Origin of the sequence: Pseudomonas sp. PDNC002 (assembly GCF_016919445.1) — a bacterium.
GTDB lineage: Bacteria > Pseudomonadota > Gammaproteobacteria > Pseudomonadales > Pseudomonadaceae > Pseudomonas.
In genome coordinates this window covers 4,815,639-4,830,284 of record NZ_CP070356.1, presented here as the reverse complement: position 1 = coordinate 4,830,284, position 14,646 = coordinate 4,815,639, and the positions used below count along the sequence as shown (strand labels likewise).

15 protein-coding genes are annotated in these 14,646 nt (G+C 66.4%); 5 read left to right on the top strand and 10 right to left on the bottom strand.

From position 1 onward, the window contains the following. Window positions 1-8: 8 nt before the first annotated feature. The 7 genes from JVX91_RS21790 to JVX91_RS21760 form a co-directional block, all read right to left on the bottom strand. Entirely contained in the window at window positions 9-1,244 is a 1,236-nt protein-coding gene (locus tag JVX91_RS21790; protein ID WP_205336208.1) for an SfnB family sulfur acquisition oxidoreductase, read from the bottom strand. 247 nt (window positions 1,245-1,491) lie between these two features. Continuing rightward, window positions 1,492-2,262 (bottom strand): MetQ/NlpA family ABC transporter substrate-binding protein, encoded by a 771-nt coding sequence (locus tag JVX91_RS21785; RefSeq protein WP_017518042.1) that lies wholly within the window; start codon window positions 2,260-2,262, stop codon window positions 1,492-1,494. A 126-nt stretch (window positions 2,263-2,388) separates the two neighbouring features. Beyond that, a complete protein-coding gene (locus tag JVX91_RS21780) occupies window positions 2,389-3,054 on the bottom strand; it encodes a methionine ABC transporter permease (RefSeq protein ID WP_045208070.1) in 666 nt (221 codons plus the stop codon). Then, window positions 3,054-4,427, bottom strand: coding sequence for an LLM class flavin-dependent oxidoreductase (locus JVX91_RS21775; RefSeq protein ID WP_205336207.1), 1,374 nt, complete (start codon window positions 4,425-4,427; stop codon window positions 3,054-3,056). The genes JVX91_RS21780 and JVX91_RS21775 overlap by 1 nt, the downstream gene beginning before the upstream one ends. A gap of 10 nt (window positions 4,428-4,437) precedes the next feature. Continuing rightward, window positions 4,438-5,661, bottom strand: coding sequence for an SfnB family sulfur acquisition oxidoreductase (locus JVX91_RS21770; RefSeq protein ID WP_205336206.1), 1,224 nt, complete (start codon window positions 5,659-5,661; stop codon window positions 4,438-4,440). Between the two features lie 487 nt (window positions 5,662-6,148). Then, a complete protein-coding gene (locus tag JVX91_RS21765) occupies window positions 6,149-6,616 on the bottom strand; it encodes a YbaK/EbsC family protein (RefSeq protein ID WP_205336205.1) in 468 nt (155 codons plus the stop codon). 67 nt (window positions 6,617-6,683) lie between these two features. Continuing rightward, a complete protein-coding gene (locus JVX91_RS21760; protein ID WP_205336204.1) occupies window positions 6,684-7,346 on the bottom strand; it encodes a hypothetical protein in 663 nt (220 codons plus the stop codon). A gap of 236 nt (window positions 7,347-7,582) precedes the next feature. Here JVX91_RS21760 and JVX91_RS21755 point away from each other — a divergent pair, with 236 nt between their 5' ends. After that, window positions 7,583-8,008 (top strand): YciI family protein, encoded by a 426-nt coding sequence (locus tag JVX91_RS21755; RefSeq protein ID WP_205336203.1) that lies wholly within the window; start codon window positions 7,583-7,585, stop codon window positions 8,006-8,008. Between the two features lie 10 nt (window positions 8,009-8,018). Beyond that, entirely contained in the window at window positions 8,019-8,435 is a 417-nt protein-coding gene (locus JVX91_RS21750; RefSeq protein ID WP_205336202.1) for a VOC family protein, read from the top strand. A 270-nt stretch (window positions 8,436-8,705) separates the two neighbouring features. Here the strand turns inward: JVX91_RS21750 and JVX91_RS21745 are convergent, their stop codons facing one another. Then, complete coding sequence (locus JVX91_RS21745) at window positions 8,706-9,752, bottom strand: AraC family transcriptional regulator (protein ID WP_205336201.1); 1,047 nt, start codon at window positions 9,750-9,752, stop codon at window positions 8,706-8,708. Between the two features lie 122 nt (window positions 9,753-9,874). On the opposite strand from JVX91_RS21745, the gene JVX91_RS21740 reads away from it, so the two are divergent. After that, window positions 9,875-11,623 carry an amidohydrolase gene (locus JVX91_RS21740; RefSeq protein ID WP_205336200.1) on the top strand — a complete coding sequence of 583 codons (1,749 nt, stop codon included), beginning with the start codon at window positions 9,875-9,877 and terminating at the stop codon, window positions 11,621-11,623. Continuing rightward, on the top strand, window positions 11,620-12,537 hold the full coding sequence (locus JVX91_RS21735) for a GTP-binding protein (RefSeq protein ID WP_205336199.1): 918 nt from the start codon (window positions 11,620-11,622) through the stop codon (window positions 12,535-12,537). Before JVX91_RS21740 ends, JVX91_RS21735 begins: the two co-directional genes overlap by 4 nt. Before the next feature lie 142 nt (window positions 12,538-12,679). On the opposite strand, the gene JVX91_RS21730 is transcribed toward JVX91_RS21735, so the two are convergent. Both JVX91_RS21730 and JVX91_RS21725 read right to left on the bottom strand, forming a co-directional pair. Beyond that, complete coding sequence (locus JVX91_RS21730) at window positions 12,680-12,961, bottom strand: pyrimidine/purine nucleoside phosphorylase (protein ID WP_024765480.1); 282 nt, start codon at window positions 12,959-12,961, stop codon at window positions 12,680-12,682. 110 nt (window positions 12,962-13,071) lie between these two features. Beyond that, on the bottom strand, window positions 13,072-13,623 hold the full coding sequence (locus tag JVX91_RS21725) for an exonuclease domain-containing protein (protein ID WP_205336198.1): 552 nt from the start codon (window positions 13,621-13,623) through the stop codon (window positions 13,072-13,074). 97 nt (window positions 13,624-13,720) lie between these two features. Between JVX91_RS21725 and JVX91_RS21720 the strand changes: the two genes are divergently transcribed. Next, window positions 13,721-14,605 carry an NAD(P)-dependent oxidoreductase gene (locus tag JVX91_RS21720; protein WP_345890297.1) on the top strand — a complete coding sequence of 295 codons (885 nt, stop codon included), beginning with the start codon at window positions 13,721-13,723 and terminating at the stop codon, window positions 14,603-14,605. The last annotated feature ends 41 nt before the right edge of the window (window positions 14,606-14,646 follow it).

Sequence of the window (14,646 nt, the reverse complement as noted above, 5' to 3'; positions counted from 1 at the left end):
GGCGCTCCTCAGATCCAGGAATGACGCGCGGGGCGGGCGCCGTTGAGGTGGTAGGCGCCAACCGCCTGGACCTTCCAGCGCACCGGGTCGTGCAGGGTGTGCACGCGGGCGTTGCGCCAGTGGCGGTCGAGGTTGAATTCGGCGAGGGTGGCGCGGCTGCCGGCCAGTTCGAAGAGCTTCTCGCTGGCGGCCAGGCTGATCTCGGTGGTCAGCACCTTGGCTTCGGCCACGGCGATGGAGGCGCGGGCGGCGGACTCGTCGTCGATAGGGCGCGCGCTGACTTCGTCGAGCACATGGCCGGCGCGTTCCAGCAGCGCTTCAGCCGCGTGCAGTTCGACTTGCAGGCGGCCGATCTCGGCGATGGTGAAGGGCTCGTCGCTGGCGTTCTCGACTTCGGCATCGATGAAGGGACGGGTACGCGTGCGGATGAAGTCGATGGCGTCTTCCAGGGCATTCGCCGCGATGCCGGCATCGATGGCGGCCTGGATCAGTTGCGAGACGGCGCCCTGGATATTGGGGATGTCGGCCAGGCGGCCGTTGTGGATTACCAGTGAGCCGGCGATGGGTGCGTTATCCAGCAGTACGGTACCGCTGGCGGTGGTGCGCTGGCCGAAGCCGGACCAGTCGTCGACGATGCGCAGGCCATCCACGCCGCGTTCGACGAAGCCCATGACCGCGCGGCCGTCTTCGTCGATGGCTTTCACCGCGACCCAATGGGCGAACAGCGCGCCGGTCGAGTAGAACTTCTCGCCGCTGACGCGGAAGTGTGCGCCGTCGCGAACCAGCCGCGCCTTGAGTTCGAGAGTGTTCCTGGTATTGCGCTCGGGCCCCGCGTTGCCGATGCGCCGACCGTTGAGCACGCCGCCGAACAGCACGCGCTTCTGTGCATCGCTGGCGACGCTGTCGATCACGTTGAGCAGGCCGAACTGGTTCTGTGGAATCTGTCCCAGTGCCGGGTCGGCGGCGCAGATCACGCGGAAGACTTCGGCGACGGTGGCGTAGGAAACCTGCGCGCCGCCGTACTCGCGGGGAATGCTGATACCGCCCAGGCCGAGGGCGGTGAAGTGTTCCAGTTCACTCCAGGGCAGCGCGCGCTCGCGGTCGCGGGTGGCGGCTCCGGGTTTCGCCAGGCGGGCCACTTCGTGGGCGGCTTCGATGGCCTGGGCGTCGTTGACGATGCGGCGCGCCGGGAGTAGCCGGGGTGCCTGGTCACGAAGGTCCTTGGGTGCGGATTCGTTGGTCATGCGGTTTCCTGTGGTTGTGGAGCAGGGAATTCCCTCTCCCTAACCCTCTCCCTGAAGGGAGAGGGGACTGGATCGGTGCAGGATCGAGTTGCGGTTTCAGCCGGCACAAACGGCTCCCTCTCCCTGAAGGGAGAGGGGACTGGATCGGTGCAGGATTGAGTTGCGGTTTCAGCCGGCACAAACGGCTCCCTCTCCCTTCAGGGAGAGGGCGGGGGAGAGGGGTTCGCCAGCCGAGCCCGAACGTCAATCAGAACGCCGGTGCAATCTCGCCCTTGTAGCGGGTCAGGATGAACTGGCGGACTTCCGGCGAATTCAGCGCCTTGGCCAGCTTCTGGATGCCCGGGTCCTGGATGTTGTCCGGGCGCGCCACCAGGAACTCGGCATAGAGGTCCTTGCCCTTCTCCACGATCAGCGCGCTCTTGGTATCGATACCGGCTTCCAGCGCGTAGTTGGCGAAGATGAACGCCAGGTCGACCTGCTTCACCGCGCGGGCCAGCAGCGCGCCTTCCAGTTCACGGATCTTCAGGTGCTTGGGGTTGTCGGTGATGTCGCGCTCGGTGGACTGCGGGTTGGTCGGGTCCTTGAGCTTGATCAGGCCGCTCTCGGCCAGCAGCACCAGGGCGCGGCCGGTGTTCACCGGGTCGTTGGGGATGGCCACGCTGGCGCCGTCGGGCAGCTCGGCAAGGGACTTGTACTTGGTGGAGTAGGCGCCGAACGGCTCGATGTGGATGCCCACCACCGGCACCAGGTCGGTGTGGCGGGTCTTGTTGAAGTCATCGAGGAACGGGCGGTACTGGTAGTAGTTGGCGTCGAGGTTCTTCTGCGCGAGTTGCAGGTTGGGCTGGATGAAGTCAGTGAAGACCTTGATGTCCAGGTCGACGCCTTCCTTGGCCAGTTCCGGTTTGACGAACTCGAGAATTTCCGCGTGCGGCACCGGGGTGGCGCCGACAACGAGTTTCTCCCCCGCGTGGGCGGAGAAGGCGACGACGGCCGCCAGAATGGCGATGGCCTTTTTCATGGATGTTGCTCCTTGGCAGTAGTGGGTGGGCCGTCGTGGTGTGGACGTGTGGCCTTGATGGCAGCGGGGCCCGGCTGCCGGCGGGGGTTCTGGGTGCCGCTCCCGGAGAGGGAGTGGGCGGGGAATTCAGCGCCGGGTGTAGCGCGCCACCAGGCGGTCGCCGCTCATCTGCAGCGCCTGCACCAGCAGGATCAGCAGGGCGACGGTGATGATCATCACGTCGGTCTGGAAGCGCTGGTAACCGAAGCGGATCGCCAGGTCGCCGAGGCCGCCGCCACCGATCACGCCGGACATAGCCGTGTAGTCCACCAGCACGATGGCGGTCACGGTGACGGCGGCGATCAGCCCGGTGCGCGCTTCCGGCAGCAGGGTGTGCCAGATGATCTGCCAGGTGCTGGCGCCCATCGCCTGGGTGGCTTCCACCAGGCCGCGGTCGACTTCGCGCAGGGCGGTTTCCACCAGCCGCGCAAAGAACGGCGTGCAGCCCACCACCAGCGGCGGGATCGCGCCGGGCACGCCCAGCGAGGTGCCGGTGACCAGCGTGGTGACCGGGATCAGCACGATCAGCAGGATGATGAACGGCAGCGAACGCAGCATGTTCACCACCACCGACAGGGCACGGTACAGGCCGGGCTTCTCGTGCAGCTGGCGTTTGCCGGTGAGGTAGAGCAACACGCCCAGCGGCAGGCCCAGCAGCACGGTGAAGGCCAGCGCGCCGCCGAGCATGGCGAGGGTGTCCAGGCAGGCCTGGCCGAGGTCGTGCCAGTCGAGGTTGCGGAACCAGCCGTCCATCATTCGCGGCCCCTGCGCAGCTTCGCGGCGCGGTGCGAAGCGCCGAGGCGGTCGCCCTGGCCGAACAGCTTGTTGCGCAGCGTGCCCTGTTCGTACTCGCGCTTGAACAGGCCGCGCGCCTGTAGTTCCGGCACCAGCAGGTCGACGATGTCGACGAAGGTTTCCGGCGCCACCAGGCTGGAGAGGTTAAAGCCGTCCACGTCGGTTTCCTCGACCCAGGCCTGAAGCTGGTCTGCCACGGTCTGCGGCGAACCCACCAGCAGCGGGCCGTCGCCGCCCAGGGCGCAGTAGTCGGCGATCTCTGCGGCGGTCCACTGGCGCTCCGGGTCGGCGGCGCTGAATGCGTCGACGGCGGACTGGATGGCGTCGCTCTGTACGTGGCGCAACACCTGGTCCGGCGCGTACTGGCCGAAGTCGATGCCGGTCCAACCGGAGACCAGGGCCAGGGCGCCTTCGCGGTCGCTGTACTGGCGGTAGTCTTGCAGCTTGGCCAGCGCCTCGGCGTCGGTCGGCGCGACGATCACCGTGAGCTGGTTCAACACCAGCACGTCGCCGGGCTGGCGGCCGGCTTCCACGGCAAGGCGGCGCAGGTCGGCCACCTGGTCGCGGAGGATGTTTTTGGTCGGCGCGGCGACGAACACGCATTCGGCATTGCCGGCGGCGAAGGCTTTGCCACGGCTGGACGCACCGGCCTGGTACAGCACCGGCGTGCGCTGCGGCGACGGCTGGCTGAGGTGGAAGCCGGGTACCTCGAAGTGCTCGCCCTTGTGCTCGATGGGGTGGACCTTGCGCGGGTCGGCGTAGACGCCACTCTTGCGGTCAGCGACCACGGCGTCATCGTCCCAGCTGGCTTCCCAGAGCTTGTAGCAGACCTCCAGGTACTCGGCGGCCAGGGCATAGCGCTGCTGGTGGTTGAGCTGCTGCTTCAGCCCCAGGTTGCGCGCGCCGCTGTTGAGGTAGGAGGTGACGATATTCCAGCCGGCGCGGCCACGGGTCAGGTGATCCAGCGTGGACATGCGCCGGGCGAAGGGAAACGGGTGCTCGAACGACACCGAGGCGGTGATGCCGAAACCCAGGTGCTCGGTGGCCGCGGCCATGGCCGGGACGATCTGCAGCGGGTCGTTGGCCGGCACCTGGGCACCGGCGCTCAGCGCTGCGTCGGCGTTGCCGTGGTAGACGTCGTAGACGCCCAGCACGTCGGCCAGGAACAGGCCGTCGATCTTGCCGCGTTCCAGGGTTTTCGCCAGTTCGATCCAGTAGTGGATGTCGGTGTAGCGCGCGGCTTGCTGGTCGCGCGGGTGGCGCCAGAGGCCGGGCGACAGGTGGCCGACGCAGTTCATGGCGAAGGCGTTGAGGCGGATCTGCTTGCTCATGGCGATGGCCTCAGTTCCAGTCGTGGCGCGGTGGGCGCTTGTCGTTGAGCAGCCAGTTGCCGACCAGGTGGTACTTCCAGCGCACCGGGTCGTGCAGGGTGTGCACGCGGGCGTTGCGCCAGTGGCGGTCGAGGGCGTGGCGGGCGAGGGTGGAGCGGGTGCCGCCCAGCTCGAACAGCTTGTTGGAGGCGTCTATGGCGACTTCGGTGGTCAACACCTTGGCCTTGGCCACGGCGACCGAGGCGCGGGCCACGCTGTCTTCGTCCGGCGCCGGGCGAGCGGCGTCCATCACCTTGCCGGCGCGTTCCAGCAGGGCATCGGCGGCTTCGATGCGGATGCCCAGTTCACCGACCTGGATGATGGTGAGCGGATCTTCGCTGGCCTTCTCCACGCCGGCGTCGATCCACGGGCGCGCCTGTTCGCGAACGAAGGCGATGGTGTCGCGCAGCGCGGCGCGGGCGATGCCGGCATCGATGGCGGCGGTGGTGATCTGCGCGAACGGGCCGGCCAGGGTCGGCACGTCGTAGGAGCGGTGGGTCGGGAAGACGTTGAACGCCGGTACGCGCAGGCCTTCCACCAGCACGGTGCCGCTGGAAGTGGTGCGCTGGCCGATGCTCGCCCAGTCGTCGACGATCACCAGCCCCGGCGTGCCGCGCGGCACGAAGGCGAGCTGGGCGTTGCCCTGTTCGTCCAGGCCCAGCACGCCGAGCCAATGGGCGTAGAGCGAGCCGGTGCAGTAGCCCTTGCGGCCATCGAGCACGACATGGTCGCCGTCGCGGCGCAGGCGGGTCTGGATGTCCTGGACGGTCTTGCCGCCGGTTTCCGACAGCGCGTTGGCGAAGCGGTTGCCCTTGAGCGCGAGGTCGAAGAAGAAGCGCTTCTGCTCGTCGCTGCCTTGCAGGCGGATGTCCTCCAGCAGGCAGTAGTGGTTCTGCGGAATCTGCCCCAGCGACGGGTCGGCGGCGGAGATGATGGCGATGACTTCCGCTAGCGTGGCGTAGGACACCTCGGCGCCACCAAAGGCGCGCGGCACGCTGATGCCCCACAGGCCGCTGTTGGAGTAGACCTCGACGACTTCCGGCGGGACTTCGCGGTTGCGGTCGCGCTCGGCGGCGCCTTCGAGCAGGAAGGCGGCGACCTTGTGGGCGACGTCGATGGCCTCGGCGTCGGAGGTAATTACCTGGGCGTTCGGCTCGCGGATGTCGTAGTGGACGGATTCGGGGAGTTGGGACATGGCAGTACAGCGACCTCGGGGCAGATGAATCGGCCCGGTGTTCGGGCCTGTCTGTCCAGGTCATTGCACAAGCTGTGCCGGAATTGAAATATCTTATAAATCAACGGTTTGATGTTTTTGTCCAACAGTTTAGGCGCTGGGCAAACAGCAAAGTGTTGGGCGTGTGTTGCTGGAGCAACAGTGCCGGAGCAGGGATTGCCCATGCTAGGGAGGGTCATGTTTGGGATGGGCAGGGCAAGGAATCAGGCGCCGAAGGCTTCGGCGAATCTGCAGGCGCGATGCACTGGTGTTTCCCGGTTGGAATGGATTCCTTCGCGATGGATTTCGCGGACAAGGTCCGCTCCTACGAAGACCCGCCCCGGGAAGACCCCGAGCCCCCGGGGAAGACCCCCGAGCACCCCAGGTGGCGCACGACCATTGGCCGTGCCGGACTCACCCTGTAGGAGCGGATCTTATCCGCGACCCGCCGGCAAGGCCGGCGCCGGTGTCAGGCCTGTTCCTGGCAGACATCGATCCAATCCGCCGCCACCAGCTCCGCCATACGCTGCGGCCCGATCCGGACTGCGCTGTGCACCGCCCCAGCCGCCGGCAGCACTTCGTCGAACGCTTGCAACGACACATCGCAATACACCGGCAACGGCGTCGCCAGGCCAAACGGGCAGACCCCGCCCACCGGATGTCCGGTCAGCTCCACGACTTCCTCAGCGCCGAGCATCTTCGCCTTGCCGCCAAAGGCTTCCTTGAGCTTGCGGTTGTCCAGCCGCGCATCGCCGCGCGCCACCACCAGCACGGTGCGCTCGCCGACCCGCAGGGACAGCGTCTTGGCGATCCGCCCCGGCTCCACGCCGTGGGCCTCGGCGGCCAGGGCAACGGTGGCGGTGCTGGTTTCCAGCTCGATGATGGCGATGTCGGGGGCCTTTTCGGCGAAGAAGGCGCGAACCGATTCCAGGCTCATGGGGGCGATGCTCCGTCTAGTGCGAAAAGGCCGAATCTAGGGACTGTGGCCGGGGCTGTCCAGAATGTCAGTGCTGGCGGCCGTGAATGAGTGCGGCGCTGATATCGGGAATCTTCAGCATCCTGTCGACATTCAGCCATTCCAGCCGGGCGGCAAAGGAGTTCAGTTCCAGCTCGGCGCCCTGCACGGCGTCCGCCAGCGCGGCGAGTGGGACGGATACCGAGGAGCAGGGCGGAGGAGGGCAGAAGACTTCGCCCTGCTTTTCCACACTGAAGTCGAAGGTAGCGGTCTGCCCGTCGATGGCGATGATCGGCGACGGATGACCGCTGTACAGGTAGGAGCCCGTTCCCTCGGCAATGCGTCTCCAGCTCTCGATGTCGCACAGGTCGCTGCAGCACTGCGGGTAAAGGACATTCGTGCCATCGATGCGCAGGACATAGCCGCCGAACAGTGGACCGACTTCGTCCCAGCTCGCGGAGCCTTCCAGCGCTGCGGCGCAGTGCAGGCCGATGAGTTTCTCCAGGTCCGCGTAGGTCAGGTCCGGCAGTCGATAGAACGCACTGCCGGGCGCATAGGGCGAGAGCTGGGCGCTGAAGCCGTTGGCCGACAGATTGCGCGCATGGTAGTCCCTCCAGTGCTCCACATGCTCCCAGTGCGGCCCCTTTGCCGGCACCGGAACGGAGTCGATCAGGTAGAACATTTCGATCACAGGGATCAGTTGCACCCACATGGCGTGTTTCCACTTGTCGCTGGACGGCACGTTCTAATGGCGCTGATGCCGGGCGTCCATAGAGAAATTTCCTATACCGCCGCCTGGTAGCCTTCGCCGACCTATGCTCAGAGCCCCCGTTTCCATTTGCAAAAATTTTTCCGCGGCTTGTCGATCTGCCGTCACGCCCTTCGACTATTCGTCAGGAACCGGAAGCAACCGGCCGCCACGCTGATAATGATAAGAGGAGAAATACCATGCGTTTCATGGTGATCGTCAAAGCCACCGCCGACTCCGAAGCCGGTGTAATGCCCAAGGAAGAGCTGCTCGCCGCCATGGGAGCGTACAACGAGGAGCTGGTGAAGGCCGGCGTGATGCTGGCCGGCGAAGGGCTGCATCCCAGCTCGAAGGGTGCGCGGGTGCGCTTCGATGGCGCGTCGCGGCAGGTGCTCGACGGCCCCTTCGCCGAGACCAAGGAGCTGATCGCCGGCTTCTGGATCATGCAGACAGCGTCGTTGCAGGAGTGCATCGATTGGGTCAAGCGCTCGCCCAATCCGTTCGACGGGCAGTCGGAAATCGAAATCCGGCAGATCTTCGAGGCCGAGGACTTTGGCTGCGAATTCACTCCCGAGTTGCGCGAGCAGGAAGAACGCCTGCGCGCCGAAATCGCCAGTAAATCCTGAGGATACCGCCATGTTGATGAATGCCTACCTGGTCTTCGACGGCAACTGCGAAGAAGCCTTCCGTTACTACGCCGAGGTGCTGCACGGCGAGCTGCCGGCGCTGATGCGCTTCTCCGATGCGCCGGGCTGCGAGGGCATGCCCGAGGCGCTGAAGAACAACATCATCCATGCCCGCCTGGAGGTGAGCGGCCATGTCCTGATGGGCTCGGATGCCTCGCCCGAGTGCGGTCAGTACGACGGCGTGAAGGGCGTGTCCATTACCCTCAACGTCGACACCAAGGCCGAGGCCCGGCGCATCTTCGAGGCGCTGGGCAAGGGCGGCAAGGTCACCATGCCGCTGGGGCAGACCTTCTGGGCCGAACTGTTCGGTGCGCTGGAGGATCGCTTCGGGGTGCCGTGGATGATCAATTGCGAGAAGGAAGCCTAAGCGCTCCGTTGAGACCATCCCGGTCGGAGTCCGCTCCTACGAGAGCCAACCTTCGCGTAGGAGCAACTGGCTTCTTCAGGGAAGTCCGTACCTATGTCCGTACCTATGCATCCCCTCACCCTGGCCCTCTCCCATAGGGAGAGGGGGCAGTTCGAGCCAATGGTTTCATCCTGCACCGGACGATCCCCTCTCCCCATGGGAGAGGGTTAGGGTGAGGGCTGACCCAATCATGGAGGCGTCTCGTAGGAGCGGACTCTGTCCGCGATCGCTTCACCCAATCGAAATCCCACCCGCGGCACGAAACCGCTCCGGCGTCGTCCCGGTGAACCGCTGGAAAGCCCGGTGGAAGCTGGTCACGTGCTCGTACCCCAGCAGGAAGGCAATCTCCTGCAACGCCATCCGGCTGGCCAGCAGGTAACGCTGGGCCAGCGCCATCCTGACCTCCAGCACGATTCCCTTGAACGTCTGCCCATGCTCGCGCAGCCGACGTTGCAGCGTGTGCGGCGGCAGGCGCAGCCAGGCGGCGGTCTGCTCCAGGTCCGGCAGCGGGATGCGTGCGTTCTGCAGCAGGTAGAAGCGTACGTCGTCCGGCAACGCTGGTCCTCGCTCGAAGCTGGCAAGCGTGGCGGCGCCCTGGGCCTGGCAGAGTCGGGTCACCGACGGGTTCGCGGTGGAGAAGGGCTGGTCGTGGAAGGCGCGGGGAATCCACAGCTCGGCGTGCTCGGCAGCGAAATGGCACGGGCCGGGGAAAAGCTCATCGTAGAGCGCCGCGTGGGCAGGCGGCGAGTAGGGCAGGTGCAACTGCATGTCGGCACAGTGCTCCAGATCCGGCAGGCGCTGGCACAACCAGCGCCAGGTGCTGCTCAGCCATTCCTCGCAGAGGGCGATGCGCTCCACTTCGCTGAAGGGCGGTAGCTGCAGGGTCAGGCGGATGTGATCGCCGACTTCCTCGCGGTGGGTATGGATCGGATGGGGCATCAGGCTCGACGGCTGGCCGAGGGAGATGTCCCAGGAGCGCCGCAGGTTGGCCGCGCTGATCAGCGCGTAGCCGATCACCCCGAGGTCGTAGAGGTTGTAGCGCTGGCCCAGGCGCAGGAAGAAGTCGCTGGGCCCGAGCAGCCCGGCGGCCTGTTGCAGCAGGCGGTAGTAGCGGGCGAAGTTCATCTCGGCGGCGGCTGCTTCTGCCGTCGGTGGCAGGCCCAGGCCGCCCAGCAGTGGCGTCACGGCCGGCAGCGCAGGGCGTGCGCGCCATTCATCGAGGAAGTGGCGGAACAACTGGCGGGCGGCGTAATCGATGTCGAAGGATGCAGTGGGCATGGCGGTGCCTTTATCCCTGGAATCTTGTCGTTTTGTGCTAGTGAGTTGTCATCTTATGCTAGTCGGTGGCGAAAAGCCGAGCCCTATACTGCCCTCACGGACAAGAACAAGAAGGGCTCCCCATGACCGCTCCGGATCAATTCCGCTCCTCCAACTCCCCGATGACCCGCTTCGCCGAGCTGCTCCTGCACAACGGCCGCTTCTACACGCTCGACCCGGCACAGCCCTGGGCCGAAGCCGTGGCCATCCGCGATGGTCGCTTGCTGGCCGTGGGGCGTCGCGAAAACATGGAGCACCTGGTTGGCCCGGATACCCTGGTGCGCGACCTCGAAGGCGCGTTCTGCATGCCCGGCCTGCACGACATGCACACCCACCCGGACCTGGCCCTGGCGCCGCGCTATGCCGATGACCTCGATGTCGGCATCGAGGACCCGACGCCCGAGCAACTGGCCAAGGCCATCCACGACTACGCCGCCAGTCACCCCGGCGACGGCTGGATCTACGGCCAATACTGGGTCCGCTACACCTTCCGCGAAGCCGGGCTGAAGCCGGGCCGCGACTGGCTCGACACGGTGATTCCCGACCGCCCGGTGGCGTTGCTGGACCGCATGTGGGGCACCATGATGGTGAACTCCCGTGCGCTGGAGTTGGCGGGCATCGATGCCAATACGCCGGACCCGCGCAACGGCTACCTGGAGCGCGACGAGCTGACTGGCGAGCCCGACGGCCTGATGATCGACGGCGCCTACGCGCTGATTCACGCGGCCATGCCGCCAACCCCGGCCAAGGTGCTGCGCCAGTCCTACCGCGATGGCGTGCACTTCCAGAGCTCACGCGGGGTCACCGCCGCCAAGTACCTGCATGTCTGCGAGAACCGCCTGGACGCCCTCAAGCACCTGGACGACGCCGGACAGCTGACCCTGCGGGTAGAGGCGGCGATCAGTTGGCAGGACGACATCTTCCCGGTGCGCCGCCGCTGGGAGCTGCTCAGCGGCGAACGCCACTACTACCGTAGCGCACGGCTGTCGGCCAACGCGGTGAAGTTCCACTTCGACGGCACCGTCGAGCCGCGCTCGTCCTTCCTTATTACTCCCTGGCCGGGCGAGGACGCCTGGCGCGGCAAGCTGAACCTGACGCCGGAGCACATCACCGACATGGTGGTGGACATGGATCGCCGCGGCATCCGTGTGATTGCCCATTGCACCGGCGATGCGGCGTCCGACGTGTTCCTCGATGCCGTGGCCGAGGCGCGCCGGCGCAACGGCTTCAGCGGCGTGCGCCACCAGTGCGCGCACAGCACCATCCTGCATCCGGGCAACCTCAAGCGCTTCCGCGAACTGGACGTGATCGCCGAATTCTCCCCGGCGGCGTGGTACCCGACGCCCTTCGCCAGCGGCGCACGTTCCGGCTATGGTCCCGACCGCCTCAAGCGCATCTACGACTTCAAGGGCGTGCTGGCCGCCGGCGGCACCGCGGTGTTCGGCACCGACTGGCCAGTGGCATCCATCGACCCTTGGCTGGCGCTGGAAACCCTGGTCACCCGGCAGAACCCGTGGAACGACGACCCGGCCTGCTTCGGCGAGCCGATCACTCTGGAGCAGGCGCTCAAGGTGGCGACCCTCAATGGCGCCTACGCCATGGGGTTGGAGCACCTGACCGGCAGTCTGGAGGCGGGCAAGTCGGCGGACTTCATCGTGCTCGACCGCAACCTCTTCGAGCAGCCGGCACGCAACTTCATCCACCGCACCGAAGTGCAGCTGACCTTCGTCGAGGGCCGGCCGGTTTACGACCGTCTCGGCGAGTTCAGCGATACCGCCCTGGCGGCGGTGTGGCAGGGCGAGCCGCCGCGCATCGAAGGTGTCAACGCATGAACGCCGCTAGCATTCCGGTAACGGTGGTCGCCGGCTTTCTCGGCGCCGGCAAGACCACGCTGCTGCGTGACCTGCTGGAGCGCTGCGAAGGTCGGCGCCTGGCGGTGATCGTCAACGACTTCGGCGAGCTCAACATCGATGCCGGGATGATCGCCGAGCAGACCGAGGCGGTGTACAGCCTGGAGAACGGCTGCATCTGCTGCACCGTGCAGGACGACCTGCTGGCGCAGTTGGAGCGCCTGGCCAATATGCATCCGCCGCTGGAACAGGTGGTGATCGAGTGCAGTGGCGTGTCCGATCCGCAGCGCATCGTGCAGACCCTGGGCTACCCGAAACTGCGTCGTCGCCTGCACCTGGACGCGGTACTGACCGTGGTCGATGGCGCTCGCCGCGAACCCCTGGAAGGCGAATATGCACGGCTGGAGCGCATGCAGGCAGCCGCTGCGGACCTGTTGCTGCTGAACAAGTGCGACCTGCTGGATACCGAGGAACGGAGTGCCCAGCGCGCCCGCTTTGGCCGTGGCGCGCGGGTGCTGGAGACGATCCAGGCGCGGATTCCGGATGAACTGTTGCTGGGCGAGCCGTCGCGCAAGCTGCGGCCCGGCGCGCAGGAGCGTGTCGACCATGGCGATCTGTTCGAGAGCTGGAGCTGGCAGGGCGAGGCGATTTTCGACGGCGCGCGGTTGAAAAACTGGCTGGAGACCTTGCCGCGTGGGCTGTTGCGGCTCAAGGGGTTGATTCGCCTGACGGGTCAGTTTGATGCGTTGTGGCTGCAGTACGTGGGTGGGCGCTATCAACTGCGGCCGGCCACGGTGGCCGAGGCGGCGCAGGGATCGCGGCTGGTGTTCATTGCGGAGAGGAACGGCGGCTTGCGCGCTGATCTGGAGTCCGGCTTGCACACCTGCTTTTCGTAGGAGCGGACCTTGTCCGCGAAATCCCCCACAGGAGCTTCGCGGACAAGGTCCGCTCCTACGGGATCAAGGAAACTCTCCCGGCGTTAGGCGCGGGCAACAAAAAACCGGCCACCAGGGCCGGTTTTTCATGGAACAGCCGAACTCAGCGGTATTCGCAGAGGTAAGCGGTGTCCTGGGCGACTTTCAGCTGGAACTTGCTGTTGGCCGGCACGGTGAAGTTGCTGCCGCCTTCGAAGGTTTCCCAGCTGTCGCTGCCCGGCAGCTTGACGGTCAGCGCGCCGGCGACAACGTGCATCACCTCCAGCTGGCTGGTGCCGAATTCGTATTCGCCGGGGGCCATTACGCCAATGGTGGCGGGGCCTGCGGTCATGTCGAAGGCGATGGATTTGACGGTGCCGTCGAAGTACTCGTTGACCTTGAACATGGGCTTCTCCTGCTAGAGGGGTGAAAAAGGGCCCGCCAGTATGCCCAAGGGCGCAGGGCTCGTCACTAGAGCGGTTCAGGCGACCGGGCGGTCAGTGATTGGCGGGCCGATCAGCCCGCCATGGGCAGGGCGAGGGGAAGCAGCCGCGCCGTGTTGCGGGCGTCTTCCAGGGCGCGGTGCGGCTGGCCCTGGAAGTGCAGGCCGGCCAGGTGCAGCGCGGCGTTCAGCCCGACCGGACGCTTGAGCTGGCGGGCTTCGGCGAAGCGCTGCTTGAGGTTGATGTGGGGTACGCGGGAGAGGTGGCTGTCCAGTCGCTGGCGGCGCCATTCCAGTTCCAGCTGGCGGCGGTCGTAGTCGCCCCAACTGGTCCAGCCGACCAGGCGCGGGCTGTGCTGGGCAAGCCAGCGTTCAAACTGCGGCCAGACCTCGTGCAGGGGCGCGGCGGCATCGACGTTGGCCTGGGTGATGTGGGTGAGCTCGCGACAGAAGGTGGTCAGCAGCGGCCGCCGTTGCGGACGGACGAAGCGCTGGAAGTGATCCAGCTCGCGGCCGTCGGCCTCGGCCACCAGGCTGGCGCCGATTTCGATGATTTCCATTTCCTCGACCGGCCAGCCGCCTTCCTCGGTGGTGGCTTCCAGGTCGATCACCAGCCAGTGGGGCATAGTCGGTGCTCGTGGTTGGGTTCGAATCGAGTATGGAAGGCGTTTGCGGGACCGGCAAACTGCTGTGCTAGGCTGACCGGCTACACGGACAAGGGGTATCGCGATGGCGAAAGTGGCATTCATCGGGCTGGGCGTGATGGGGTATCCCATGGCCGGGCATCTGGCCCGCGAAGGGCATGAAGTGTGCGTCTACAACCGCACCGCGAGCCGGGCGGCGCAGTGGGTCAGGCAATTTGGCGGCCAGTCGGCGCAGACCCCTCGCGAGGCCGCCCAGTGGGCCGATTTCGTGATGTGCTGCGTGGGCAACGATGACGATCTGCGCAGCGTTGTGCTGGGCGAGGATGGTGCGCTGGCCGGCATGCAGCCCGGCGCGGTGCTGGTGGACCACACCACGGCTTCGGCGGAGGTCGCCCGCGAGCTGGCGGTGGCGGCGGCCGAGCGCGAGCTGGGCTTTCTCGATGCGCCGGTTTCCGGCGGCCAGGCCGGTGCCGAGAATGGTGCCCTGACGGTGATGGTCGGCGGCGATGCGGACCTCTATGCCCGCGCCGAACCGGTGATCGCCACCTACGCGCGCATGGTGCGGCGCATGGGGCCGGTGGGCAGCGGCCAGCTGACCAAGATGGTCAACCAGATTTGCGTAGGCGGTTTGCTGCAGGGACTGTCCGAGGCGCTGCACTTCGCCCAGAGCGCCGGCCTCGACGGCATGGCCGCGATGGAAGTGATCAGCAAGGGCGCCGCGCAGTCCTGGCAATTGGAGAATCGTCACCAGAGCATGCTGGAAGGGCGCTTCGACTTCGGCTTCGCGGTGGACTGGATGCGCAAGGACCTGGGGATCGTCCTTGACGAGGCTCGCCGCAATGGCGCGCAGTTGCCGGTCACCGCGCTGGTCGACCAGTTCTACGCCGAGGTGCAGGCCGCCGGTGGCGGACGCTGGGACACCTCCAGCCTGATCACCCGCCTGCAGGATCAGTCCGAGTCCTGACGCCTCTGTTCAAGAGAGTCCTTCCCATGGCGCCATCGGTC